This is a genomic window from Butyrivibrio sp. XB500-5 (genome assembly GCF_003625505.1).
Lineage (GTDB): Bacteria > Bacillota > Clostridia > Lachnospirales > Lachnospiraceae > Butyrivibrio.
Map to the genome: position 1 here is coordinate 152058 of NZ_RAIS01000008.1, position 26238 is coordinate 178295.

19 protein-coding genes are annotated in these 26238 nt (G+C 38.1%); all 19 read right to left on the minus strand.

The features are described 5' to 3' along the window. Positions 1 to 45 precede the first annotated feature (45 nt). Positions 46 to 2397 carry a hypothetical protein gene (locus D6856_RS13920; protein WP_120687388.1) on the minus strand — a complete coding sequence of 784 codons (2352 nt, stop codon included), beginning with the start codon at positions 2395 to 2397 and terminating at the stop codon, positions 46 to 48. Between the two features lie 165 nt (positions 2398 to 2562). Further along, complete coding sequence (locus D6856_RS13925; protein WP_120687389.1) at positions 2563 to 3576, minus strand: hypothetical protein; 1014 nt, start codon at positions 3574 to 3576, stop codon at positions 2563 to 2565. After that, positions 3573 to 6131: a hypothetical protein gene (locus tag D6856_RS13930; RefSeq protein ID WP_120687390.1), complete on the minus strand. Its 2559-nt coding sequence runs from the start codon at positions 6129 to 6131 to the stop codon at positions 3573 to 3575. Before D6856_RS13930 ends, D6856_RS13925 begins: the two co-directional genes overlap by 4 nt. Positions 6132 to 6208: 77 nt before the next feature. Then, the gene (locus D6856_RS13935; protein ID WP_158588964.1) at positions 6209 to 7132 is read right to left on the minus strand and encodes a leucine-rich repeat domain-containing protein; all 924 of its coding nucleotides are present in this window, start codon (positions 7130 to 7132) and stop codon (positions 6209 to 6211) included. Further along, positions 7125 to 7556, minus strand: coding sequence for a hypothetical protein (locus D6856_RS13940; protein ID WP_147367847.1), 432 nt, complete (start codon positions 7554 to 7556; stop codon positions 7125 to 7127). Before D6856_RS13940 ends, D6856_RS13935 begins: the two co-directional genes overlap by 8 nt. A gap of 34 nt (positions 7557 to 7590) precedes the next feature. After that, positions 7591 to 8007, minus strand: a complete 417-nt coding sequence (locus tag D6856_RS13945) for a hypothetical protein (protein ID WP_120687393.1) — start codon at positions 8005 to 8007, stop codon at positions 7591 to 7593. Between the two features lie 59 nt (positions 8008 to 8066). Beyond that, on the minus strand, positions 8067 to 8600 hold the full coding sequence (locus tag D6856_RS13950; RefSeq protein WP_120687394.1) for a hypothetical protein: 534 nt from the start codon (positions 8598 to 8600) through the stop codon (positions 8067 to 8069). Next, on the minus strand, positions 8575 to 9120 hold the full coding sequence (locus D6856_RS13955) for a hypothetical protein (protein WP_120687395.1): 546 nt from the start codon (positions 9118 to 9120) through the stop codon (positions 8575 to 8577). The genes D6856_RS13950 and D6856_RS13955 overlap by 26 nt, the downstream gene beginning before the upstream one ends. Before the next feature lie 20 nt (positions 9121 to 9140). Next, positions 9141 to 11708 (minus strand): hypothetical protein, encoded by a 2568-nt coding sequence (locus D6856_RS13960; protein ID WP_120687396.1) that lies wholly within the window; start codon positions 11706 to 11708, stop codon positions 9141 to 9143. 64 nt (positions 11709 to 11772) lie between these two features. Further along, positions 11773 to 12927: a WG repeat-containing protein gene (locus D6856_RS13965; RefSeq protein ID WP_158588966.1), complete on the minus strand. Its 1155-nt coding sequence runs from the start codon at positions 12925 to 12927 to the stop codon at positions 11773 to 11775. Continuing rightward, complete coding sequence (locus D6856_RS13970) at positions 12915 to 16574, minus strand: hypothetical protein (protein WP_120687398.1); 3660 nt, start codon at positions 16572 to 16574, stop codon at positions 12915 to 12917. Before D6856_RS13970 ends, D6856_RS13965 begins: the two co-directional genes overlap by 13 nt. Positions 16575 to 16618: 44 nt before the next feature. Then, the gene (locus D6856_RS13975; protein ID WP_120687399.1) at positions 16619 to 17476 is read right to left on the minus strand and encodes an FHA domain-containing protein; all 858 of its coding nucleotides are present in this window, start codon (positions 17474 to 17476) and stop codon (positions 16619 to 16621) included. Between the two features lie 18 nt (positions 17477 to 17494). Beyond that, positions 17495 to 18505: a hypothetical protein gene (locus D6856_RS13980; RefSeq protein ID WP_120687400.1), complete on the minus strand. Its 1011-nt coding sequence runs from the start codon at positions 18503 to 18505 to the stop codon at positions 17495 to 17497. A gap of 3 nt (positions 18506 to 18508) precedes the next feature. Then, entirely contained in the window at positions 18509 to 18757 is a 249-nt protein-coding gene (locus tag D6856_RS13985) for an EsaB/YukD family protein (RefSeq protein WP_120687401.1), read from the minus strand. A 15-nt stretch (positions 18758 to 18772) separates the two neighbouring features. Beyond that, positions 18773 to 19171 carry a hypothetical protein gene (locus D6856_RS13990; RefSeq protein ID WP_120687402.1) on the minus strand — a complete coding sequence of 133 codons (399 nt, stop codon included), beginning with the start codon at positions 19169 to 19171 and terminating at the stop codon, positions 18773 to 18775. A 68-nt stretch (positions 19172 to 19239) separates the two neighbouring features. After that, entirely contained in the window at positions 19240 to 19548 is a 309-nt protein-coding gene (locus D6856_RS13995; protein ID WP_120687403.1) for a hypothetical protein, read from the minus strand. 16 nt (positions 19549 to 19564) lie between these two features. After that, positions 19565 to 19894 carry a hypothetical protein gene (locus D6856_RS14000; protein WP_120687404.1) on the minus strand — a complete coding sequence of 110 codons (330 nt, stop codon included), beginning with the start codon at positions 19892 to 19894 and terminating at the stop codon, positions 19565 to 19567. Between the two features lie 34 nt (positions 19895 to 19928). Next, positions 19929 to 24512, minus strand: a complete 4584-nt coding sequence (gene essC, locus D6856_RS14005) for a type VII secretion protein EssC (protein WP_120687405.1) — start codon at positions 24510 to 24512, stop codon at positions 19929 to 19931. Beyond that, positions 24487 to 26160 (minus strand): FHA domain-containing protein, encoded by a 1674-nt coding sequence (locus tag D6856_RS14010; RefSeq protein WP_120687406.1) that lies wholly within the window; start codon positions 26158 to 26160, stop codon positions 24487 to 24489. The genes essC and D6856_RS14010 overlap by 26 nt, the downstream gene beginning before the upstream one ends. Positions 26161 to 26238 lie beyond the last annotated feature (78 nt).

Consider the following 26238-nt stretch of genomic DNA (forward strand, 5'->3'; position numbering starts at 1 on the left):
CTTCACTCCTGCTCCTTCTCGTAAAACACTCTAAATAATGACTTATTATTTATATACTACAGAATAATACGCATCACTCTCCATTTCCTTACCGTTATTAACCGGATCGAAATAAAACTTTTCCCCCCAGGATGATACTTCATACCTCCCATCCTCAGTAATACCGGTTATTGTCATCTCATGCGCACCAACATCCTCACATACAATTTGTCCTTTTTCGTTTTCCAAATTGAAATGATCTGCAAGAAAGACCACCACGCATCCATTGTCTAATTCTTGCTGTATAGCTTCATTATCCGGAGGAAAGATATGATTAAACTCAACATCAATCCCGCGCGCATCGCAATAGTGAGACAATCTATTTTCTACACTTAATGCAAACCTTGTATCATACTCTTCTCCAAACGTTACTTCTGTCTTTCCCGACTGCAATGCAGCTTCTGCTTCATCGTAACAATTTATATACCAATGGTAAGCTAATTCTCCATCTGCATCATACAAACTCTTCCCATATTTCTTCTTATATAATTCCGGATGTTTCTTATAATATTGCAATCTACAAGCTGCATAACATAATAAACCTTCAGGTTCATCGAGATATATCGTATCCTTAGTTTCTAGGAAATAATCCAGAAGGAGCATATTGTAATTAAAATCTCCATTCTTTCCAACCATAGGAAATCCAAATTTCTTTTCAAATTCTTCCTCTCGACCTTTATATTCATAAAAAATAGAATTTATCGCAGCTACATACGTACAACCTTTTTTTTCTAACCACTCCAACAATTCGCATATTTCCTCGTCGGTATATTTTTCATATCCGGGATGCTGTCTTATAAAAGCAAATAATTCTTTATCATAAAATACCCGCTTTCCAAACAATAAAAATCCTGTATTCGCTCCCCCTTGATCTCCTCCATACATTCCATCATCATCAAACGGATCATTAGCTTTTGATTTATTATTAAAGAATGACGAACCAAAAACTGTTATATATCCAAGCGTCTGGAACATATTATTAAGCGTTGTTCCAGCGTTGCTCTGACCAAGACTTCCTATTGAGTTTCCGAAATTATTCCACAGATTTGTTATCTGTCCATTTATTCCTGCGGATGAGGTATTAGTGTTTATCAATCCTTGTACTGTAGAAGGTAAAGGGAGTACAGTATTATTTCCACTATTTGGGTATGCGGCTAAATTCATGAAAGCACCTTGGTTTCCATGTCCTAAAGGAACAAATGATGTTACTGCTCCGGGCATACTGCAAGTTCCGGCCACGCTGTCGATCACGTAACTCGCTCCGCCCTGCTGGAATGCTTGATAGAAATTTTCCGCATTCTCTCCGATCCCCGAAATGTTTCCGTTTTCTACGTAGCTCTGTGCAGCTCCTCCAACACCAAACGCAATAGCAGTGTCTCTTGGGTTAATCATATATGCATTGGAATTAGCGATATGGGGCTTTGCATTTTCAGTTATCATCTTTTTGGCAGGGCCATAGTATGGTGAAGCCAAGACTGCCTTGGCCTGAGGACTCTTTGATGCCTCTATCATTTCAAAAGAGCATAAGAATGAACCGTCACCGAAGTTTTTACCGTCTCCGATCACAGTGCTCTGATCAATTTTTTTATCAAAGTACTTATCTACTTCTTTACAGAAATCTTCCATTCGCTTGTTAACGACCTTTACTGCTTTTACTTTAGGTCCTTCAAGCTGATCGATTTTTACTTCATCTACTTTGGGATCAGCATATGAATATGCATTTATGATCTGCTTAGTTGCTTTGACTCTCTTATTAAGATCTTGTGTATTAAAGGGAATATCTTTAGATTTTAAGTATCCGTGTACCGTTTCATCATAAGATATGAGCATGTTCTGACAGTCTTTAAAATAGCCTTTACCCGGATCTTCTCCGCCGCACAGTAATGTCAGAGGCTCTAAAGCGGCGGGGCCATTGGGATATGGGAATCCTCCGACTTCAGCTCCAAATTCATTATTAAGATCCGTTACAACCTTATGGGTCTGTTCGGTAAGCTCTTTAAATCTTCCGTGAAAGCCCTTGAAATCGCGGTTGATAGTATCGAGAGTATTTATCTCTATCCTGGCATTGGGATCGGCATCTACCATTCCCTCAAAAGCACTCATCATATATTCCTGATGTGAAGTCATCTCAGCCATCATATCAGTCTCATCATTGAGCATCTTTCCGCAGCCATTCTTGATGAATCTCTTGTGAGCTCTTGCCGTATCTCCGTTATAGAGTGTATTGGCGTCAAAGGCGTTGTTCGCAGATCTTACAAGGTCTGCATTGACATCAAAATCCGTTCTGGATTTTTTTAACCCTTCATAATATTCTCTTGATAGCTTTGCATCGTAAAATTTACCGTCGTGAAACCCCATGTCTTGTCCTCCCCAATATAAGCTTCATGTATAAGCTTATGCCAACAGGTTTTTAACGTTTATACTGATCTTTATCATCGCAATTCTTAAAAGCATTAATCAGTAAGCTACTGAATATAATATTGGATGTTTTCCCCTTATTTACTCCAAAAACTACTACTGCTATTAATATGCGTTCGGTAACTTAAAGCCTATTAGTTTTTGCATATATTTATTTATTCCCTCTGTTCCAAAGAATAATCTTGGATTAGAAATATAATATGAAATCAGCGAAGTTACAATCACACACAAAAGAATCGAAATTATCCACATTAAAACTCTCATAGTAGACGCTTCACTATTATTATTTAATAGAAATGTCTTGCGAACAACAAATACAAATAATACTGATAATGCAAGTGTTAATATCCAATAGATAATAATCCTCATATCGATTGTCAGCTTGCATTTTACTCCAAGTAGCTTCTTAACATCTTTTGTGTCGTAATTGTAATGTACACTATCTGCATACTCTTCAGGCGCTGTCACTGAACTCAATAGTTCTTTTGAATCAGTTAACTCGTAAGTCCATAAATATATTTTTTGTTCACTACTTTGCTCATCAAGCAAAGAATATTCAAACTTTCCTTCTTTGAAACTTATATTCTTAATTTCATCACCGATCCAAACTCCATAATAAATATCATCATAATCTTCCTGACCGGGAATATACTTAAAATCCTCCAAACATAACTGCATTAAGCCTTCTACAAAACTATAATCATACCAATATCCGTCATAGAAGAAATTACGTATGTCGCTTATATAACCAGAGGAATCATTTATTTTATACATCTCTCCCGTCTTATTATCATATTGATAACATGTTATCTCTAATTCGGCTTCTTCCGTTTCAATAAAACTAAACAGAAAAGAATTATCAGAATAGTCCTTTCTTTTATGAACTGAAATTCCCAGTTCATTAATTGCTTCATCAACTGAACTAAACTCACCTAATTTCTCTTTCTTTCCCTCTTGTACTTTAGAAGCATCCCGGCCTTTGGGATATACTGTCCTATCAGTATATCCGTCACGTCCGGCGCTGGTATAATTCAATCTATATCCATCACTGGCTATAGCGAAAAAAAAGACAGCAGTTAATAATACTACAAAAATATATATTCGATTATTTATTTTCAATGAAAATCCTCCCAATTTATATCTGTATTATTTTGAACGATTGCATCTAAACAAGCATTTTGCAGATCAAATGGTATGTCTGTAATATCGTTATAATTCCCTTCTTCGCAATGTCCATATACAATAACATTAACTGCATTTTCTATATCTTCTTTTTGATATCCTATATCTTCTAACTCTTCATATATAGTATCAGCACTCGCTTTATCAAAATTATGCTTTTTATCATATACATCTGTTGCTATTATCCTCAATGCATCCAGTTCTATATTATTATCACTATCTACCACCGATCCATAGACCCTACTGTTTGTACCTTCATTACCCCCTATTACCTCTACGATACCGTTGTCATTCCAATTCTGAACCATTCTGATAGTATCATAATCATATAATCCAACCGTTTCTGATCCTGTATTATAGTTATAGAAGGAATTAAGTTTTTGTGCATTTCGACTTTTATTCATTGAGTCTTCATATTCCTTCTCCATGCTGTTATACTTAGACAATGCACCCAGAAGCGTGGAAGCTCCAGAAAATGTCCTATTTAGTCCATCGCTCTTAATGCCTGCTTGATTTAATCCATCTTTTAATAGCGATACAGAATGCAACGTCGAATCGCTCTGAGTTGATACATCCTTTACAACCGCAAGTCCGCTTTTTAAAGCAGGATTTATGCATCCGGTTAAATCAATCAAAGTATCAACTGCCAAATTAGCTTTCTTTCGAGCCAATTCCTCCTTCAAGTCTTGCTGTATGTTTTCTTGAAGAGCATTCTGGCCATCCCCGCCTGACAAAAGATTAGATTTAAGTGTTACCTGTTCTCTTGTTGTATCTCTCCAAAAAAAGTAACCCGCATCTTTGTCCACCTCTATATCCATCTCTAGCGCTCCGGTTTCCGGTGTGTAACGAAGACCTTTAATGTCCAAATTCGAATATGAAGCAGCTCCTTGGAATGTTCCTGTATCGTCACAAAGCACCCCATATAAATCACTTAAGATTCCATATGTAGCATTTGCTGAATTCAACGTCGTCTTTATTTCATAATCGTTTGAATCACCTTGCTCATCTTCCATAACATTTAGAGCGCACATATCCGCATACACTCCTGCTCCGGATGCTATATCTCTTAAGATATTATGGTTACCAAAACTATCCATGCTTGCTTCTGCTACTGCTCCTATAAAGCTATTATAATTAGTGGTATCCAAATTATTAAGCATAGTTGCTGGCATTTGTCCCAACGCAACGCTAAATGTATCACTTATTCCTTTAGAATAAGTAAAATCGTTAGTATAATCTTCCCAATACTCAATATCAAAAGCATTATTCCCGTTATTCAAAAAATCAGAATCCGATGTAACTATATTGGACATGATCTTGAAATCGTTAGGATTTGAAACTGCCTGAAACATTCCGGCAAGCTGATCATCAGTCATTCCATGATTGCTATAATCTGAACATCCCTCTCGCAAACTTTCAATATAATCAGCAGCGTGCTCTTTTCCCGTAGCTAAAAAATGATTTACATGCTCCGGGCTTGAACCATTCATAAAATAACTATCTTGAATGTTGACACTTACAAAGCCATTCTCATCATAATAAAAATACACATCAACGTTCTTATCATAATAATCCGGATTATTAACACGATATGTATTCGTATCGCCTTCCACTTTAGTCATAATATTATAACTCAGACAATCTGAAGCACCCATGCTCGCCATAGCCGCTTTCATATAATAAACAAGCTGATAATCAAGTGATGCATCATTAAATAGCTTGTCCTCATCATTATCCGTATTAACCGCATATAATTGAGACGTCATCTGTGCGCATATTTTATTATATGTTTCAAATCCCTCTCCACCATTCGCTCCTTTTTCCACCATATATCCCGAAAACGCATATAGTACAGTAAGAGCCGCAAATTCTTTATATTCCTCTTCAGACAAGTTTTTCCAATCACTTTCTGATTTATTGTGATATTTCTGGAGCATTGTCACAACCGCTGGATCACCAGCCTCATATTTCTCAATCAATTCCTCAACTTGCGCCATCGTTTCTTCATCTATGTTATATACAGACATAAACTGAGCACGCAAAGCATTATAAGCCGCTGTTTTCGCAGCTTGAACATTTGCCAAAACTGAAACCGAAACAATTGACTTTGCTTTCTCATGCGCCACATAGTATTTTACTGCTTCAAGAATATTCGCCTGTGAATTTGCACCTACGGTAGAAAAGGATCCGGCTATTTTTGCATCAGTCTGATTGATCGAATTCTGAACATCACTGTTTATCTTATTTACATCTGTGGTTAAAAAACTCTGCAGATTATCACTTGAATCTGAAACTCCATGCCAATAATCGGCCAGAAGAAACATCCCTTCTGTACCGCATACTTCATTCTCCATCTCAAAAGGTGCTTTACTAAAATTCAGCTGACTTGCAGTTTGATGTAACTGGTTTTGCCTTGCCTTATATGTGGCGTTATCCAAATATAGGGTACTACCATCACTCAGGTTAAGCCCTGCTGCTTTTGCTTTTGACATTTTTTCATCCCCGCTTTCTTGTTATAAAACTCTTTCTTCTTAGCTATAGCTATTTATGTTTTTTATCTGAGAGTCTATTATTCATCCTGATAAACCACATCTGCTGCAGCCGCTTCAGTCTTTTCTCTTCTGATAGCATCTTCTTCCTCTGTGATAGGGCGGAAATTTATGCCGTTTTCCTGACAATACTTTGCTATAGGAGAATTCTCCGGAGCAACAACTGTGCCTTCACCTTTGATATTTATCTCTTCAAAATCTTCTGCTCCTACAAATAGCTCAGCATCAGTTTCAATAATATACGCTGCAGCGAGTAAGCTATCAGGGCAATAAATATCTGCTTTTTCAATGCTAGTTCGTTCACAATCCCATTTAACACCTTGTGGAATGACAATTTCATTTTCAGACTGAGCATTATCAAATATTAGGATATTATCGCCGGCAACATAATAGCTGTCATTTTTATGGCTAACCTCAAATTCTGTATTTTTAAAGGCACTATCCCCTATAATAATTCGTTTACCATTATTAGGTATCGTAACTTTATTCAAAGATGAACAATCCTGAAATGCGTCAGCTCTAATCTCTTCCAAGCTTTCAGGTAATACTACTTCATGTAAATTCTGACAATCACAAAAATAATAGCTTAGTTCAACTACCCCTTCCTCGCATATAACTGACTCAAGATTACGACAGTGCACAAAAGACACACCTGTTGCCCTAGCTTTTTGAGGTATATACACGCTCTTTATAAAATCTTTGCCCTCATAAGCTTGATACTCAATAAAAGTTATTTTAAATGGTCCTATGCTTGATGGAATACGTATCTCTTCTTCATTTCCTCTATAATCTTCAATTACCGCTCTTCTGCTTCCTAAAAAGAATTTATAATTGTAATCCCCAACCCAAAAAAATTTTCTATCAACATTAACTACAATAATTGCTAGTAGTATTCCAATAATGCATAGTATTATCGCAATTACTTTCCATTTTCTTTTATCCATCGTTCTGCTCCGCATTAGCTTGACTTTGCTGATCATCTGTAGCTATAGCTTGACTTCGGTGTTCGTTTATAGCTGTAACTACAGTTTTTTCATTTTTGTTATTCATTATCATATCTATTCTTTCTTCACAATCTCTCATTACATCATTAGGAATGTCCAATATGGAATCGTATGTATTATCTACACCCGTTCCATATATAATGGTATTATAGGCTTTTTCTATTTCTTCTCGCTTTTCTTCATATCCTTTATCTTCAGGGTCTATCATATTTCTACAGGTATCATCAATCATATTATTAATTCTACCCGCCAATAATTCCTTTTGTGCTGACCCGTCTCCCGAACCATTTTCATATACTGCAGATATTCCTTCATGATTCCATCTTTGAATCAAACGTATCGTTCCATAATCATCTATCTTCACATAATAATTATCTGATAAATCAGAATCCAAGACATCATAAGAGCTTACCGAATAAATAAGCTAACGATGCTAGAGTATTTCCATACTGGCCAAACACCATAGTCATTTTGCTGCTCATTTTATCCGGATCTACATCAAATACTTCTTTATAGGTACCATCGGTTCTTAGTAAATCATCGATAAATTCTGCATCAGTGCCATTTTCAGCACACTTATACATATCGATAATCTGTTCTCTATCAAAGAACATGTGTGAATATTCATATTCTCCCTGCTTCTCCCAATAGTTTACCGCAGCTTCTATTCTTTTATCCGACTGATGGAACAGCAACTCCTCAACTGATGATGACGGATCCATTGTAATAACAACAGCCGCACCCCTTATTGTAATTTCATATTCACGCGGGCAAACACACTCTCCAACAACAGTTTTACTCTCAAGCTCTTTCAAATATTGTCTAGCATCATTATTGCTGACATATTTTTCAAAGATCTCAACTATCTTTGCATCTACTTCAGGATCTCCTGTTTATATTCAGGGTAATCATCTATTGTCTTTTGGGGTTTAGCTTTAGTTTTTCCCTTTCCAAATAAAGAGCTAACCGAAGTTGTTACGCTCTTAGCGTTCTTTTGCATTCCGAGCACTGCCGGTGTTGGTGTAGTACTTCCGCCTTTTGTACTCATATTGTATGCGGTGACATTTTGAGGCTGTACACCCTTTTGAGGGGCTCCTGCATTAGAACCTGAGTTGCTGTTAGCCAAGAAAGTCGAACCATAGACAGTAATATATCCAAACGCCTGAAAAAGATCTTCCAGTGTTGTTCCTATATTGCCCTGACCCTGGCTTCCAACAGTACTTCCGATATTATTCCATGTATTTGTAATCTGACCGTTTATTCCTGCGGTAGTTGTATTTAAATTAATCAGACCTTGTACCGCTGTAGGATCTGGCAGTGCATTGTTATCGTCATAGGTCATCTCGTATACCTGTCCGCCATTATTTGTTGCCAACAGGTTTTTAACGTTTATACTGATCTTTATCATCGCAATTCTTAAAATCATCAATTAGTTCAAGCAGCTTATCTTCCGATAATTTGTCAATCGATTCTTCGCTATATTTATCAGTATGATCAAGTTGATAATTGGTGATCCACTGAATATAGTCTTTGATATATTTTTCTCCATCATCACTCCAAGCCCAATCAATATAAGCCTCGATATTCTCCGGTCTGTTCTCTGCTGCAAGCTTTCCGCTTTCATCATACTCACCGGACAAATACTGCTTAATATCATCTAAAGAAACTTCAGCTTTAGCTTGGCCGCTATCTTCATATGCGGCCAGTCTTTCGATAAGCCTGTTTTTATTAATTTTATTATAGTCAAGATAACTAGGGGCTAAGCCCATTCCAAACGCATGGTTCTGATGAAAATATAACTGTTCAATTTCCGTTTTCTGTTCTGCCCGTTTCCCTTTCATATGAGGTTTGTATATAAGGTAATATCCAAGGCCGACAACTGCTATAAGTACAAGAATTGTTATTATTAATATTCCCATCTTTTTCATTTTCTCAACTTCCTTTTTTATTATTGATTCTGATAATATGTCTCCCAAGCGTAATAAACATCAATGCTTGAATCGCCTTCTTGTAACGCATCAAGACATGCATGCTGAAGTTCAAAAGGAATATCGGTTACAACATGATATTCTCCATTCTCGCTGTATCCATTTACTAAGACATCAATAGCATTATTGATCTCGTCTTTTGTATATCCCGATTCTTCCTCAATCGTGCTGTAAGCCGTAGCGATATCCTCGGCAGTCGGATTGTTATTCAGATCATCAAACGATTGATCGCACAGATCGGTTGCAATCTTTTCAAGCACAGGGTTTTTAAGTTCCCCGCTTGCTGTATACATTGACTGATAGATCTGCTCATTTGTTTTTCCGCAATCTTCTCCAAGAATCTCAACAATACCGTTTTGATTCCAATCCTGAATCTTTCTGATAGTATCATAATCATATAATCCCACTGTTCCGGAAGCGGTATTGTAGTTATAGAACAGCTCAAGCTTTTCTATGCGGTTATAGTTCTCCTTATCCGCTTCATAAGTGGCAAGCATATTATTATATTTAGAGATTGCACCAAAAATAGTAACTGCTCCTCCAATACCACGGTTAAAGTTCTTACTTTCACTACAAGCAACCTTAATTCCATCTTTAACCAGGTTAACAGAATCCATCGTTACGTCTTTTTCTGCCATGGAATCTTTTACAAAGTATATACCGTCTTTAAGATATGGATTGATACATCCTGTTAGATCTATAACTGTATCTACTACAAGATCTTCCTGCTTACGCTGAAGCTCTTTCTTTAATTGTGCCTGCTTTCCTTCAACGTAGTCATCTATAGCTTCCTTTCCGGATTCTATAGTTGAATCAATCGTGATAGTCTTTCCTTCTTCTCTATCATGCCAAAAGAAAAAGTTTGTCTTGTCTGTATCAGCGGTAATATTAAAATTAATATCTCCTGTCTGATTTGAGTATGTTATATGTCCGATATCAATATTTGTATATTTCGTATCGTCATCAAACTTCTCATACATCTGGCTGAACACACCAAAGTTTGCATTCGCTGCATTTAGCTGCATGTGGAGCGGGTAATCATTTCCACCTCCTAGTGGATCTGCCTCATCATTTATCACCGCCATAGAGCATGTATCAGCATAGACTCCGGCGCCGGTTGCAATGTCAAGCATTATATTATGTCTGCTTCCGTTTATACTGCTCTGCAATGCTGCATTTATGTAGCTCTCATAGTTCCCGGTATCCTGTCTGTACAACATGTTGGATCCCATCTCACCAAGAGCCACACTAAATGTATCACTTATTCCTCTATCATAATTCCATGTATGAGATGTATCATCTTCCCAGTAATCTATGTCAAAAGCATATTTGCCATTAACCATAAAATCTTTATCTGATATCGCTATATTGGTCATAGCCTGCAGATCGTTAGGGTTCATAACTGATTGATACATTCCGACAAGTTCATCATCACTCATGCCATGGCTATCCCAACCGGGATTTGCTTCTCTCTGACTATTCATATAATTAGCTGCATGGTCTCTACTTGTAGCCAAAAACTGATTTGTGTGTAATGGATAATCTGTAACATAACTATCCTCGATGTTTACACTTACAAATCCGCTCTCATCAAAGCTGTATGCAACGTTAACGTCTTTGGGATTAGGCTGATATTGAGAATCATATACAATGTATGAGTTACCGTCATTCTCTACCTTTGTTGCCACATTGAATGCCAATGAATCTGACATCCCCATGCTCTCCATGGCTGTCTTCAAAGCAAAGATAAGTGCTGAATCCGGCGTTGCCTCAACGTAATCATATCCTTCAGTAATTGGCTTAAATGAATAGAGATTCGCGGTCATCTTCTCGCAGATCTCTTTATATGTATCATAATTTTCTACACTTTCTCCGCCTTGTTCCACAACGTAATTGGACCATGTATAAACAACCGTAAGAGCAGTGAACTCTTTTAATTCCTGTTCAGACAGATTCTCCCACTGCTGTGCAGAAAGATTCTGATACTTTTTCATCTTCTGGATGATAACAGGGTCTCCTGCCTTATATGCCTCTATCCACTCTTCTGCGAGTGCCATAGTCTCTTGATCAACATCATATACGCTCAAAAATGCTGCAAGATATTCTTCAAGAGAAAAAACAGTTCCCGGATTATTATTTATTGTGGTAACTGAAACATATGGTGGTGTATAAGGTATCACAGCCTTTGCCGCAGGAAGAATATAATCGCGTTCATTGGTAGAAAACGATTCTGCTATTTTGGCATCCGTCTGATTTATTGAATTCTGCACATCATTATTTATCTTATTTACATCTTTGGTCAAAAATACCTGCAGGTAATCACTTGAATCTGAAACCCCATGCCAATAATCGGCAAGCAGAAACATTCCTTCTGTACCGCATACTTCATTCTCCATCTCAAAAGGTGCTTTACTAAAATTCAGCTGACTTGCAGTTTGATGTAACTGGTTTTGCCTTGCCTTATATGTGCTGTTATCCAAATATAGGGTGCTACCATTGCTCAGGTTAAGCCCTGCTGCTTTTGACATTTTTTCATCCCCGCTTTCTTGTTATAAAACTCTTTCTTCTTAACTTTGATAATCTATAGTTATATTATTGCTTTTTAAGTTTCTGTTTTTTGTTTAACCACACTCCTGCATAACCATTGCTAAAGTCTGTTGCCTTTTCAAACTGCGGCTCTAATAGCCATGTTCCGTCAGTTTTTATATAGCCATATAAACCGTTGTCATCCTGAACCAATGCTATGCCATCCTCTGAGAAAGAATTGGGTTGCCTGCTAAATTTTTTCTCAAATATATAATTACCTGTTTCATCAATAAATCCCCATTTACCGTCTTTACCAACTACGCAATATCCATTTACAAAACCATATGGGGCAGCACTAAATTGAAAATCAATAACCTGTTCACCTTTTTCATTAATGAATCCCCATCTGAGTTTCCCATCGATCTTTTTTGTAACAACTGCAAGGTTATTGTCCGCAAAGGGTTCTTCAGAATTGTAATCTCCCTCTATTACATATTCAAAATTATCATTAACGTACCCTGCCCTTTTTGTGTCTAATTCACACACAAAAGCCAGACCGTTGTCACTAAAAGAATAAGCATTTGAATATTTTTCCGAAACCACATCTCCGTTCTCATCAATAAATTCAAACGTATCGTCCATATTCTCTACTAACGCATACCCATTATCGCCAAAATCTTCTGCTTCCTTATATTGAGGCTCTATTACAAACTCACCGGTATTATCAATATATCCCCACACTTTATCCATACCGGTTCCATTCTTTTTTGCTCTCAATACCTGTGCTGCTGCTAATCCATTTTTCGAAAAAGACTTTGGGGCGTCACCAATCCTTGAAGGTGCAATATCTCCATCCATATATTTAATCTCTACCACCAAGTTAAAGTCCTTATCATAATATCCCTTGCCCGTCTTAAAATAGCCATCTTCACCAAAGTTTCTTCCGGCATATGAATCATCAGGACCACTTATTATCTCTCCCTTGGTGTTCATCATATATTGCGCATTACATCCTTTTCCCAAAGTGTATCCTTCTTTTGAAAAATCTCCGGGTTCAAGTTCAAATGGAGTATCGGGATTAATAATATTCAAATTTTCATCGATGATATAATATCCTACTTCTTTCGGGTTTTCTCTTGAACAACCTCCTATCGTAAAGGACATCAAGAAAATAGCTATAAAAATACCTGTCACTAATTGATTATTTTTTACTGCTGGCATAATTCGCTCCATTCTGTCATTACATTTATATCCTTTTCATCCCCATTAATAGCATTATACGCATTTTGAATATGATTCATATAACCGTTAAATTCACTATAATCATCTAATTCCAGTACTGAGAAGCCGTCTCCGCCATTAAGAATCTTTTCTATTTCTTTTATATCATCATCCCCCAATGCACTTCCATGATTCTCTTTAAGATAACTAATTATTTCATCTGTATTAGTCCATCCCATCACACCAGCAAATCCTTTTTCATTCCAATCAGCGATATGACTCACACATCTAGGCGAAACAATTGTTGGATTATAAATAATATCTATTTTATTTGATCCTACATAAGTATAGGCTCCTGTTCCAAACCATAACGCTCTATACTCGAGTGACTCTTCACTCTGTCTAGCTAAAGAATCAGCAACACTTTGATTCCATATTATTAAATCAGATAGTAAATTGATTCCTGCCGATCCAACATTACTAGCGGTATTTAATCCGGATAAAATAGCCGCACACTCCGTATTCTGACTTGCAGCCTTTATCGCATTTGTATATGCAGCATTTAATGATATTTTTTTCTGAGTAGCATCAAAGCCACTTATTCCAAGGTTTATTACTGCCGCTAAAATTAAGGCTTCTGGGCCAAAAAAGGCCGCCACTCCATTGACTGCATCTTTAGCAAGTGTTTTTAACGCATTTTTGGCTTTTTCATCAAGTAATTCGTCAACTCTATTAGCTAAATCCATATTTTGATTCTGCAGACCAGTTGCCAAATCTCCATCAAATGTATAAAACACATGAGTTTCGGTTTTGCCCGGCTCAAAAACGAGCACCGGATGATTTGCTGTGGGATCAAATCCTGTCGCATCATATTTTTTAAAATCTATTGCCAATCCACCCGGTTCTGAAATCTGTTTTATGCCATCTACTTGGTAATACGCAAAGCCATTAATATTTCCTGTTTTTTCAGCAAATAGTCCATACAAATTCGCCAAATTTAATTCTTTTATATATTGACCGTTTAATGCGTTCCATTGCTCATCAGTAAGGCCAAGATTTGCATCTTTTCCATAACATGAAAAAGAATACGCATAACTTGCTGCTCTCAATTCTGCCGCTGTATATAAATAATTTGTATACATACGACGTGCAGTAACATCGTCTGTGCTCTCGCCTCCCTTTAAAGCACTGTTTAATATTTTTATAAACTCCTTCGTCTTCTCATTTTCCACTAAATTACCGTTTGCATCAGTTTCATAAAAATACATATGATAATCTGCAAGTCCCATCTGCGCCGTTAACGTTAATTCGTCCGTTAATGAAAATGCATCATCATAGTTTCCATCATTTATTAAGCACTCAAAAAAGTTCATATCATTCTTTGTTTGTACTGAAGTCAGAATACGAGCAAGTTCCTCTGTCGGAACACCGTTTCCAAACTTAGAATCTTTGGCGCGTTCTTTTTGAATATAAGTTGTAGCACTCTCCAATGATACTATTCTTCCTTTATGATAAGTGAAATCAGCATTTCCATCATTATTACTATCAACATTCATTGTTAATGCGATTCCGGCTCTATCTTTTGTTATGCTAAAGGACAGCATCTCCATTGAATGAGCTTTACCATTAGCGACTTCATCGCCAAGTTCACCTTTAAATTTCAACCTGTTTATGGTTAATGCGGCCAGCGAATTCGGGTCTAATCTGCTTAGTATTTTTTTGGATAGCTCTTCATTTACTATATATTGATAACTACCTGGAGTCTCTTGTGCATCTACCAAAACCTTCAACAAGCGTCCTGCCACTTCGTAATCGATTGGTCTTGCAGTACCATCCTCTAATCTTCCAAAATACGATTCAAAGATCTCTGCTAAAGCATCCAGCTCTTCTTTGGTAGGCTGCTCTCCGTTTCTTATCCTTTCAGCAAGCTCTTCAAATCCATACTTTCCGGTTGCCGGATCTATAAGTAATAATTCTTGAGCTTTTGATAAACTTGTTATCGTAGTCTGTCCGCCTGTATATGTATTGTTCGGTGCATTCGTAGTTCTTGTAGTATTTGTAGTATTATTAACGTTCGTAACATTTGTGGGAGGTGTCGTAATAGTAGTATCCTCTTCTTCCTCATCCTCCTCATTCAAACTAGCACCTTTAATCATTTTCGTAGTCAGCATCTTAGGATCAATTCCTTTAAAAGGACTACCTGCACTAGAGCCTGCATTGCTATTAAAGAAAGATGAACCAAAGACCGTAATATATCCAAACGCCTGGAAGAGATTTTCCAACGCTGCTCCTATATTGCCCTGACCCTGGCTTCCAACAGTACTTCCGATATTATTCCATGTATTTGTAATCTGACCGTTTATTCCTGCGGTAGTTGTATTTAAATTAATTAGGCCTTGTACTCCTGTAGGATCAGGCAGTACATTGTTATCGTCATAGGTCATCTCATATACCTGTCCGCCGTTATTTGTTGCCAACAGGTTCATGATATTATTCTGTGCTCCGGGCATACTGCATGTGCCTGCTACGCTATCGATAACATAGCTCGCTCCGCCCTGCTGGAATGCCTCATAGAAATTGGCCGCATTATCTCCAATCGCTGAGATGTTTCCGCTTTCTACATAGCTCTGTGCAGCGCCTGCAACACCAAATGCAATAGCGGTGTCTCTTGGAGTAATCTTATAAGCGTTGGAATCAGCAATATATGGCTTTGCGTTTTCTGTTACCAGCTTTTTGGCGGGAGTATAATAAGGTGAAGACAAAACTGCCTTAGCCTGAGGGCTCTTTGATGCCTCTATCATTTCAAAAGAGCATAAGAATGAACCGTCATCGGAGTTTTTACCATCACCGATCACAGTGCTCTGATCTATTTTTTTATCAAAATATTTCTCTATTTCAGAACAGAAATCATCCATTCGCTTGTTGACCACCTTGACCGCCTTAGCTTTCGGTCCTTCAAGTTGATCGATCTTTACTCCGTCTACATCGGGATCTGCATATGCATATGCATTTATGATCTGCTTAGTTGCCTTGACTCTCTTATTTAAGTCCAGAGTATTATAGGGAATTTCTTTTGTCTTTAAGTATCCGTGCACAGTATCATCATAAGATATGAGCATGTTCTGACAATCTTTAAGATAGCCTTTGCCCGGATCTTCTCCGCCGCAAAGTAATGTCAGAGGTTCAAGCGCAGCAGGGCCGTTAGGAAATGGGAATCCTCCGACTTCAGCTCCGAATTCATTATTCAGATCCGTTACTACTTTATGGGTATGTTCGGTAAGCTCTTTAAATCTTCCGTGAAAAGCCTTAAAATCTCGATTGATAGTATCGAGAGTATTTATCTCTATCCTGGCATTGGGATCTGCATCGACCATACCCTCAAAAGTGTTCATCATGTATTCCTGATGCGCAGTCATTTCTTCCATCATCTTGGTGTCATCATTGAGCATCTTTCCGCAGCCGTTCTTGATGAATCTCTTATGAGCTCGTGCGGTGTCTCCGTTGTAAAGCGCGTTGGAATCAAAAGCATCATGTGCTATCCTTACAAGGTCTGCGTTATCATCAAAATCCCTACGGGATTTCCTTAGTCCTTCATAATAATCTCTTGAAAGTTTTGCGTCGTAAAATTTTCCGTCGTTGAAACCCATGTATAATCCTCCTTGTTATAAGCGTTACTCTCGTTAATGTTTGATCATCCAATTTGAACCGTAAAGTCCATATCCGATATCCTTAGTTTATCACCGCTGTGGATCGGTATAAATTGATTGGGATTAAGCTGAATCCCATCAACGCCGGTCCCATTACTGCTTCCCATATCAGCAACTGCCCAGCCGTCTGTTGTATGTCTTATCCTACAGTGATGTCTCGATATTGTCGGATTCATGCGTAATATACCATCGCAATCATCTGCTTGTCCGATAACAAATTCATCCTTACATATAAAAAGAGAAAATGTACCGTAATGACCATCGTATTCAAGTTCGATACTATTTTCCTCAGATTCTCTTTTGAGTTCATCTATTATTTTTATCGATGGTGCTTTTTCAATTACATATGAAACAATATCATCCGCATTCTCCAGTCCTTCTCTAAACTGCAAAAGAGATCTGTTATTGCTATTCTCAGCCAGTCCCATAAGTAAAAATTTTTTTAAACAATCCAGCCATTCCTTTCTATCAGAAAGCTCTTCGGCGTTATCTACAGGAATAAGCGGAAACCGATATACATTTTCTTGTCTGTCAAAAAATACTGTTTCATCGGTTAAATCTATATATGTATAATCCAAAAAAGCACTTTCGCTGCACACACGTAACAGTTCCGAAAGGGACTTGATAAGTATCGCTATTTTTGACTCGCTGATACTTCTTTCAGTCTCTTTTACCAGATTGTCCGTGGCGCAGATAATGCTGTGTTTTCCGTTGTAATCGATATCGCGTATTGGCAACATGTATTCTTTTTGGCGAAGCACGGAATTAATTCCCAGATTGGAGACATGATCTCCTTCTGAAATCTCATATAATACATGGTTTTTAAATTGCTTCTTTTTCATTTATTGTTTCCTCTTTATTTAAAGAAGTGCCTCAGCTGTATCTCGTAGTACTTTATTCTCGATCAAGTCTTCTATGCTTCCCGAAACGTCTTTTATCTTCTCGCATATATTTACGCCGTACATAGATTTCTCGGATTCATTTATTTCGTATTTTCCATTTTCAGAATACATAACAAGAAGACTATTCTCTGTTATTTCTCTTGTATTATCCAAGAGTTTTTCCAGTTTTCTGTTTGCACCATCTTTGTTGCTAGTTATAATAATCGTGCTTTTACTGTTTGCCAGTCTTGTGATACTATCCGCAGAAAACCCATACGGATGCTCTATCACTATCTCATCGTATATATCTAATCTTCTGATTATTTCAGCAAATCGGAATATTGTAGAAGAAGTCATTCCATATGATGACAGCAGATGTCTAAACTGTGGAACATAATCAAACCCGTTGTTCTTTATTAATTTGGAAAGCTCGCCGGTTATTCCTTTGGATACCGCGTTTATTATGAGTGCATGATCTTCCTCGGAATAACATTCTTTTTCCGGCATCGCATAATTAAAGTCCTGAAGATTATCCGCGGACAAGTAAAGAACTTTTCGGCCAAACTTTACGAGCTGTCCTGCAATCGTCAAGGCTGCTACTGTCTTAATTTCCGTATCGCTGATACTTACTATATCGTGTATTGTTGTTCTGCTGTTTTGCTCGGATCCTTTTCTGCGTCTGAGATATTTTGAGCCCAAGATTTTCAGTATACCCTGCGCTCCCGCATATTTACTGATAATGTCGGCACCGATCATATCTGTCTCGGTTACAATAAACAAGTGACTGACAGCTTGATTTGAAAAATCTTTTCGAAGTTTTTCATCAAGAATCAATGTATCTATCTTGTGGGAAGTCTCTAAATAACTATTCAGATAGTCCATATCGGTAATCACTTCAAGTTTATATTCTCCCGAGACTTCTCTCGAAAGAGTTCCCACTACGCTTTCCGCATATTCTTCATCGCAGCTGACAAATATTAATGCCTTCATCATTTACTCCACATATATCACAGATCCGTTTCTTATCCCGTACTCATTTAGCATAGTATCTCCTCTCAAAAAACCTATCGGGTTTTCCATTCTGAGATAACACTGCTCGGGATCGTCCATATTTATTCCTAAATGTATTCCCTGATTCAATCCGTAGATCAATTCATTCGCAGAAATATTTAAAGGTATCTCTATATCAATACCTGTTTCATTCTTTTTACTTTTAAATATTATTATTGCTTTATTGTCCATCTTAGCCCCGTTTTATCAAGCCCCAAGTGCTCTTAATCGTGCTTCAACTTCTCTTAGTCTTTCATAATACTTTCTCAGTAATTCTTCTATTTTTTGAATTACAGTTTGTATTTCCGAATTATGACCCGATATTTTATCTGTGCTATCATATCGCTTATTCTCGCCTTCTCTTTCTCGATCACCTTTCCAATGAGCGATATCGAGAACAACCATCATATCGTAATCAATCTCCGGTTCAAGAACCTCTCCGGTCGTTGCCTCTATTATCCCTTCAAGCTCAGCTTTATAACCTTCAAGGGCATTGATTCTTCCTTCTAAATACGCTTTTTCCGCTTTTAGATGTGCGATTTCTTCTTGTCGTCTTCTTTCCGCTTCTGCCGCAGCATCATAATTATCCATTCCGTTATCTGACATATCTTTCCTCCCATAAGGGTTTATAAGTCCGGACAAATTTCCGGTCCGGACTTATAAACATATAAAATTCAAGCATTTACATTAAATGTTCTTGAAACCTCAGAATCCATATTAGATGCGTTAACTGCCGCCTTCTTGAGTCCGGCACCTAAACCAGCCATCTTATCTGTATGCTTAAGCATTCCGGGATTAACAGTCTCATTCGCATTGCTAAGTACATTAGATGCAGCTCCGATAATTCCCTGTGCAGCTGCTGTTGCAATTGTATTATAATGCTTTTTAATGATAAGAGATGCTTCATGAGCATACTGCTCCCACTTTGATCCCTTCTGATTTGTTAAGCCGATATCGACAAAATGTTCCATTACTCCTGGCATATTTCTTTCCTCCTTCTTATGCGTTTCCGCCAACGCCACTTAAATAACCGTTAACTAGTGCACTAACATTCTGACTCTCGTTAGCTTTGTGAGATACAGATGTCTTTGCAAGCTGTTTTGTAAATGATGCAATATTGGCATTTATGATATCAAGCTTATTCTTGATGTCGGCAACAATTGCCTCGTACTGCTCTACCTCTGCACCATTCATTACTTCGGGAGACAACTTCTCATTAATTGCTCTGGAATAAAGCTGCTCCATCTCCTGTAGCTGCGTCTTGCTTTCAGATATACACTGTTCCAAAACGCTATAGCTGGCTCCTACTGCGCCTACTGCATTGCTCATTTTTTCTTTCTCCTTTTCCTTTTATTATTTTGGGTTATGACGTAATTGTTTTAATTTTATCGATTACGCCTGTTCCTATGTAAAACGCATCTCCATTCTCCGGCTTCTTGCTATTTTTCCTTGCAAATGCAAGCGGTATTTCAACAGGTTTTATCATATTTGCATTTTCAAACATGATATGCGTTGCTTCTTGCGAAACCTGTCTAAGTATCTCGCCTGACTTGAAAGTAATAGCAGTGTTCTCAAGATTGGAATGCATAATACAAGCTCTGTAGCCTCTTAATTTGCTTACGATAAAATCGTAACGCTGAGAGGTTTCGATATCTTGTGATATCATATCCACTGCTAATGGTGAATTAATGATAAGTATCAACATCGGTTTACCAAACAATACGTCAGGATTGTTTTCCATCTCGTCGTATCGAGTTCCGACCTCATCACTGATTTCTTTGATATACTCGCTGACGGTACCTGCCGTAATAGCATAACCCGCTGTTATATCGAGGTCTTGTGCAAATGACAACTCCCTATTAACGCTGTCTACGATATACAGCTTTGTCGGAGCCACATCTTTATATTTATTAAGTCTGTAAACCGTGCTTTTAATAAACGCTAACCTGTCAGATTCATCTGTACCCATACAAGAGAACAGTGTTGATCTTTGTAATTGCAAATAAACAGGTTCGATAGTCGAATAGCTGATACCAATCGGTATGTTGTACTCTCTGATCTGCTGAAGTTGGCTGTCGTAATGTTCTTCGATATAATCTTCAGTAACTTCTTCCGGAATAGTCGGAATTCTATATGCGTGAACATCGCCACACTTAGTATTGATCTCTTTGACATATTCCTTGATCTTGTCTATTCTCTCTATCTCTTTCTTAGCATCAAACGAAAGATAAGTTTGAAACTCTCTTATCTGTCCATCTACTATTGTTATGGCTCTTCCCGCCACTTCGTCCGGTTCTAACCGGCATCTGTCAAATAAACCGCCGTACTGACTGGAATCATTACAGTAATATGCGATCTTTCTTCCGAAGTTTGTCAGAATCTTAAATCCGATTGCGGAAGCTGTGGGATTAGTAACTATTACAGATATACCAACCGCCAATCCATCCTGACATAGTGTAATAAATTGCTCTTCATAATCCTCATATGCGGATCTTAAAGCAGCGTAGTTCTCCATAATTACAACAACCTGCGGAAGCTCTTTATATCCGGCTTCTCTGTATGAAGAAAATGAACTGAGTCCCAGATCTGCGAAAGCCTTCTGCCTTTCATCAATCATTCCGTTTATCATAGAGAATAATTGTCGCAGCATTGTTTCATCTTTAATTGTCACAACTCCGCCGACATATGAAAGAGATGCAAAATTTCTAAGGATCATGGATGCGAAATCTATAATGTAAAGTGAAACTTCATCCGCACCGTAGTTATCTGTAATCCCCCTTACAATAGTCTGTATGAGATTGGTCTTTCCGCTTAAGGCAGATCCGATCACAAACGTATTCTCTTTTGTAAGGTTAAGAGAAACTACTTCCTGTGCCTGATTTTCAGGATCGTCATATATTCCGATAGGAACTATGACATCTGTATCTTTAACGCCTTTATCCTTACTCTTGTAAACAATGTTTTCTTCAAGAGGCGGCAAACATATCGGTGATAGTTTTTCTATTCCTTCCTTAGCACAATGCTCTGCTATATAATCAACAACCGCATCCAACTGGGTGAGGGTCGCATCCTCTTTTTCCGGTTCCTGATGGTAAAAAATACTTCTTTTACCAACAAGATTTACCATTGACAGATCAAATTTACTGGTCTGATCAACCACTCCCACTCCTGCCGGAGCTCCGCTGTATGCGGATTGGAGAAGCTGGAATATCTCATTGTTACCTACTTCCAAATAGCATCGACCGGGTTCTCTGATCTCGGCGGCAAGAGGTGATTTAAGTACTTCGTTTGAATCACTCTTATCTTGCACCTTAAGACAAAGCTTAAATCTCGAGTTACTCCAGATCTGATCATTAACTACGCCGGCCGGTTTCTGTGTCGCAAGTATAAGGTGTACTCCCAAGCTTCGACCTATACGAGCCGCACTGATAAGCTCCTGCATGAAATCAGGCTGATCAGCTTTCAACTCGGCAAACTCATCGACGATAAGAATTAGATGAGGAAGCGGAATCTTTACTTCGCCTTTTTTATAGAGGTCAATATAACTGTCTATGGCATTGACTTCCGCTTCGGCAAATAATCTTTGCCTTTTCATAAGCTCGGCTTTAATGGACATAAGCGAGCGGTTGACCTGCTTACCGTCAATGTTTGTGATAGCTCCGTTAAGGTGTGGAAGCTTTTTAAACTGGTTAGCCATTCCACCACCCTTAAAGTCGATGATGATAAATCCGACTTCATACGGATGAAAATTAGTACACATTGATAGTACGTATGTCTGAAGTAGCTCTGATTTTCCGGCACCGGTTGTTCCTGCGACTAGGCCGTGAGGTCCATGGCCTTTTTCGTGTATATCCAAACAAACCTTGCTTCCGGATGCATCTACTCCTATCGGAACTGCCATTCCGTCATATATCTTTGCAGATGCCCATCTCTCACCTACTTTAAGATCATAAGGTGTTAAGATGTTGTAGAGCTGAAAATACGATATATTCTTTGTCAAGGTACTTTCCAGGCTGATCTCATTTATATGAACACATGCCAGTTTGATGGCGGCATCTGTTGCCTGCTTCTGTGTAATCTCAGGATATTCAAAACCTTGCATCTTGACTGCATCTGTTGTCTCTTGGATAAATCCTCTGTTTCCTTCACTGTCAAGATAAACAAGTTCGTCACAATCTTCATGTAAAAGCTCTTTATGTTCATCAAAGAACAAAAACGTAAATCCAAGTTCTTTTGCTCTTTTAACATAATTTGTAATCGGGTGTTCTATAAGTTCTTTTGATCTATATGCAAAAACCACATAATGTGTGGAACTGCTCTTTTTTCTTTCTTCTATTCCATCGCCTCCGCCCTCTCTGGCGGAAAGCTCATTATACATTTTGTCGAGTATGACCTTCTTACTGTCAGCGTCATACATGATATTGCGGATTCCCATGTCTGCAATATTTTGAAGCCATCTGGTCCACTCAAATTCAGCAACATCTTCTTCATGTATCAAAAGATAAAACTTAACGTCGTTAAAAAAGTGTTGTCCCGAAAGGGTTAGCATAATATTTCGGGCAATGCTGAGTAATCTTCTTCTATCTCCGACAAATCCCATAGCGTTAACATCTTTAAGATGAAGTACTACAGGCATCTGCTCAATACTTTCATATTTATCATGAAGCTCTTTCGGATATTCCATAAGAGGATCTGTTGTATCCAGTTCATCCTGCTCTCTGAATTCGACTTGATTAAAGGCATCTATTTTTCCGACTCCTATCGGAACATCAAGATAATCTTTGTGGCCTTTACGTTTTTCAAAAAGTCTGGCATCAAAGTTCTGTATCTGGCTTATCATCTCCTCAGGTAAAACATTCATTTTCTGGGAGATTACTCGTTCTTCTTCTCGCTCTTTTTTTATCTCATCATCTTTTTTTCTAAGATATTCGTTATATACTTCTATTCTTTTTTTGTTTTGTTCTTTAACTTTTTTTCTGTTAACAAAGAACATCACTACGGACATTCCGGCTGTACATCCGTACATCAATCCGTACATTATCATGTACGAATTCCCGCCTGATCCGCCGCCATACATCCTGCTTCTCATTCCCATCATCATAAACATCATGATGAACATCGGTAGCATGGATATAAGTGAGAGAAATGATTGCTGCTGCGCCTCCGCTTTGGGCGGGATCACGCTCAATTTTTCTTCGGGTTGAACGTACTGTAATCTGACATTCTTGATAAATTCCGGATATTTAAACTGATTGTTCTGCTCCTTAATGACATAGCCCTTCAGATTGGTCTCCACTCTGCCATCTGATAATGTATATAATTCTCCGTCAATCGCATAAAAGGAAATTCCGTAGATGGTAAGGAATTGCTTGTTCTCTAATTTGATCGCGCTTCCTTTCCAAGTTATTCCGTTAATCTCCACACCAAATCTAAGTTCTGAAGCATCAACCAGATAACCGTTTCCTTCTTTTCTTATTACGCACTTCTCTGATCCTATGATCGGATCATTGATCTTGATATCACAATCAGCTCCGCCAATCGATATTACCGAAGTATTACCGGTTTCAATGTGAAGACAATAATCGTCTTGAACCTTTCCGAAATCCAAAGAAAAATCTATTCTTATAGCTGTTATGTCTGTTCCTTCATAACAGATCTGTACCCTGTCTCCCGGTTCCAGTTCATGCATGTATTCCTTGTTTCCGTCATCGGTTAAGATGTAATTACCGGACCTACATACCATCACATAGGATTTATCTTGTTTTTCAATCGTGATCTGGAAAGCCTCTGAATATAACTTTTCCGGCAATCTGATCTGTGCTTCCTTGCACGTTCCTATCACAATTGTTTTAACGTCTTCAGGAATTATTGTTTCTTTATATAGTTTGTTTCCATACACTATGAGTTTGTATCTTAGTGCATTACTTTCTATATTCGAATTCCTCATTTGCCAGTCTTACTATGTCCCCTTTATTAAGCATCTTAGACTCATTTTCCCCAAGTCTGATACCGTTTACGAAAGTGCCGTTAGTAGAATTCCTATCTTCTATGCATACGCCTTGCGAATTAACGGTAAATGCAGCATGCACTCTGCTTATTGCGCTGTTATCTCTTATACAATAATCAACATGAAGTGAATCTTTTCCGATAGTTGTTTCTGCTTTACAAAGAACGATGTTATCTCCTGTCTTCTTTCTGATTAGAGTTCCGCCATTGATTGAACCGCTCTGTCCCTTACTGATAACAGGTCCTTCTGAAAGAAGTGTCGTACTTGATTCATCTTCCTTAGAAAGCATATTGGTTTCCATTCCTGTTCCACCACTCTGATTATTATTGGTATTTCCTGACGGTGTTTTAGGAAATGGTCTCTCTATCTCATTTTTCTTTGCCTTGATTGCTTCCTTCTCTGCTTTCTTTTCAGCTTTCTGTTGTGCTCGCTTCTGCTTTTCTTCTTCTGTAAGAACTACTTTCTTACCGGAAAGAAGAAATACCACTGCTGCAATTGTTGCTGTAAGAAGTACACTTACTGCTATAATAACCGCAATCAACCACTTTGGTGTTTTAGCCGGTTCCGGTGGGGTAACCGGTCCTGTGGACACTAATATTACAGATGGTTCGTTTGTTGCTTCCTCGACAGGCTTAACCGTGCTCGGTGTAAGTTTGTTGTATTCAATTCCAAAAGCATCGAGAACATCTACAATCTCGGTGGAATCAATTGCTACGGAATACTGTCCGTCTTTTTTAAGAACATTCATTCCGATTACATCACCCTTCTCATTTACGAGAGGACCACCGCAGTTATTGGGACCGACCGCAGCATCATGCGTGATGATGTAAACATCATTCATGCTGTGAATATTATTGATCTTTCCGGATGAAATTATGACGTCTTTCTTGTCGTACTTTGCAGGATTGGCATCATAACTTATTGCATCCGGGAAACCGATTGAATGTACATAATCTGTAGTTGCATATGGTAAATTTGTTGTATTGCCATCATCCGACGTGTATATCGAAAGAGGTTTTCTGTTTGCAAGATTCTCGCTTAGTGAGAACACTGCCATGTCTAGCTCATCACTTTGCTGATATAACGAGCAGTCAACCGACATGTCTTTTGTTACTACTACTTCATATGAAATGTTATCAATCTTGTCTTTTAAATCAGCTTTGCTAACGCCAAAGCTTCTGATAGCAGCTTTTCTTGTATCTTTATCAGCGATTATTCCCTGTTTGCTTGTTATAAGATACTGTTTTGCATTATCTCCGACTGTTCCAACGATAAAACCGGTTGAGCCTTTGATGATATGACTGTTGCCATCATCATCTCTGTATACACAGTTTATCTGAACAACACCGTTCCCGGCATCAACTGCGTTTTCAACTGTAGAAACTGCATATTGTTCTTCTGTGCTCTCTTCACCGCTTTCCATTCCGTAGGAATTCTCTGTTTCTCCTACTGAAATTTCGATGTTCGCCTGACCCTCACTGCTACCACTTGCAGCAGCGTCTGTTTCTTCCGCTGCCCAAACCCCCATCGGTCTTATGGCGATCATAAACGCTAATGCAATTGGCATGAGTTTTAACAGTTTGTTCATTGCTCTCTCCCGGCTGTATATTTCTTTTTCACTGCCTTATACTACTAACACAATTCTGATTTCATTTATGTTGCACAT

Excerpts from the sequence above, each read along its gene's own strand:
- D6856_RS13920 (WP_120687388.1), bottom strand. The coding sequence starts at position 2,397 with ATGGGGTTTCACGACGGTAAATTTTACGATGCAAAGCTATCAAGAGAA.
- D6856_RS13930 (WP_120687390.1), bottom strand. The coding sequence starts at position 6,131 with ATGTCAAAAGCAAAAGCAGCAGGGCTTAACCTGAGTGATGGTAGTACC.
- D6856_RS13935 (WP_158588964.1), bottom strand. The coding sequence starts at position 7,132 with ATGGATAAAAGAAAATGGAAAGTAATTGCGATAATACTATGCATTATT.
- D6856_RS13950 (WP_120687394.1), bottom strand. The coding sequence starts at position 8,600 with ATGATAAAGATCAGTATAAACGTTAAAAACCTGTTGGCAACAAATAAT.
- D6856_RS13955 (WP_120687395.1), bottom strand. The coding sequence starts at position 9,120 with ATGAAAAAGATGGGAATATTAATAATAACAATTCTTGTACTTATAGCA.
- D6856_RS13960 (WP_120687396.1), bottom strand. The coding sequence starts at position 11,708 with ATGTCAAAAGCAGCAGGGCTTAACCTGAGCAATGGTAGCACCCTATAT.
- D6856_RS13965 (WP_158588966.1), bottom strand. The coding sequence starts at position 12,927 with ATGCCAGCAGTAAAAAATAATCAATTAGTGACAGGTATTTTTATAGCT.
- D6856_RS13970 (WP_120687398.1), bottom strand. The coding sequence starts at position 16,574 with ATGGGTTTCAACGACGGAAAATTTTACGACGCAAAACTTTCAAGAGAT.
- D6856_RS13975 (WP_120687399.1), bottom strand. The coding sequence starts at position 17,476 with ATGAAAAAGAAGCAATTTAAAAACCATGTATTATATGAGATTTCAGAA.
- D6856_RS13980 (WP_120687400.1), bottom strand. The coding sequence starts at position 18,505 with ATGAAGGCATTAATATTTGTCAGCTGCGATGAAGAATATGCGGAAAGC.
- D6856_RS13985 (WP_120687401.1), bottom strand. The coding sequence starts at position 18,757 with ATGGACAATAAAGCAATAATAATATTTAAAAGTAAAAAGAATGAAACA.
- D6856_RS13990 (WP_120687402.1), bottom strand. The coding sequence starts at position 19,171 with ATGTCAGATAACGGAATGGATAATTATGATGCTGCGGCAGAAGCGGAA.
- D6856_RS13995 (WP_120687403.1), bottom strand. The coding sequence starts at position 19,548 with ATGCCAGGAGTAATGGAACATTTTGTCGATATCGGCTTAACAAATCAG.
- D6856_RS14000 (WP_120687404.1), bottom strand. The coding sequence starts at position 19,894 with ATGAGCAATGCAGTAGGCGCAGTAGGAGCCAGCTATAGCGTTTTGGAA.
- essC (WP_120687405.1), bottom strand. The coding sequence starts at position 24,512 with ATGAGGAATTCGAATATAGAAAGTAATGCACTAAGATACAAACTCATA.
- D6856_RS14010 (WP_120687406.1), bottom strand. The coding sequence starts at position 26,160 with ATGAACAAACTGTTAAAACTCATGCCAATTGCATTAGCGTTTATGATC.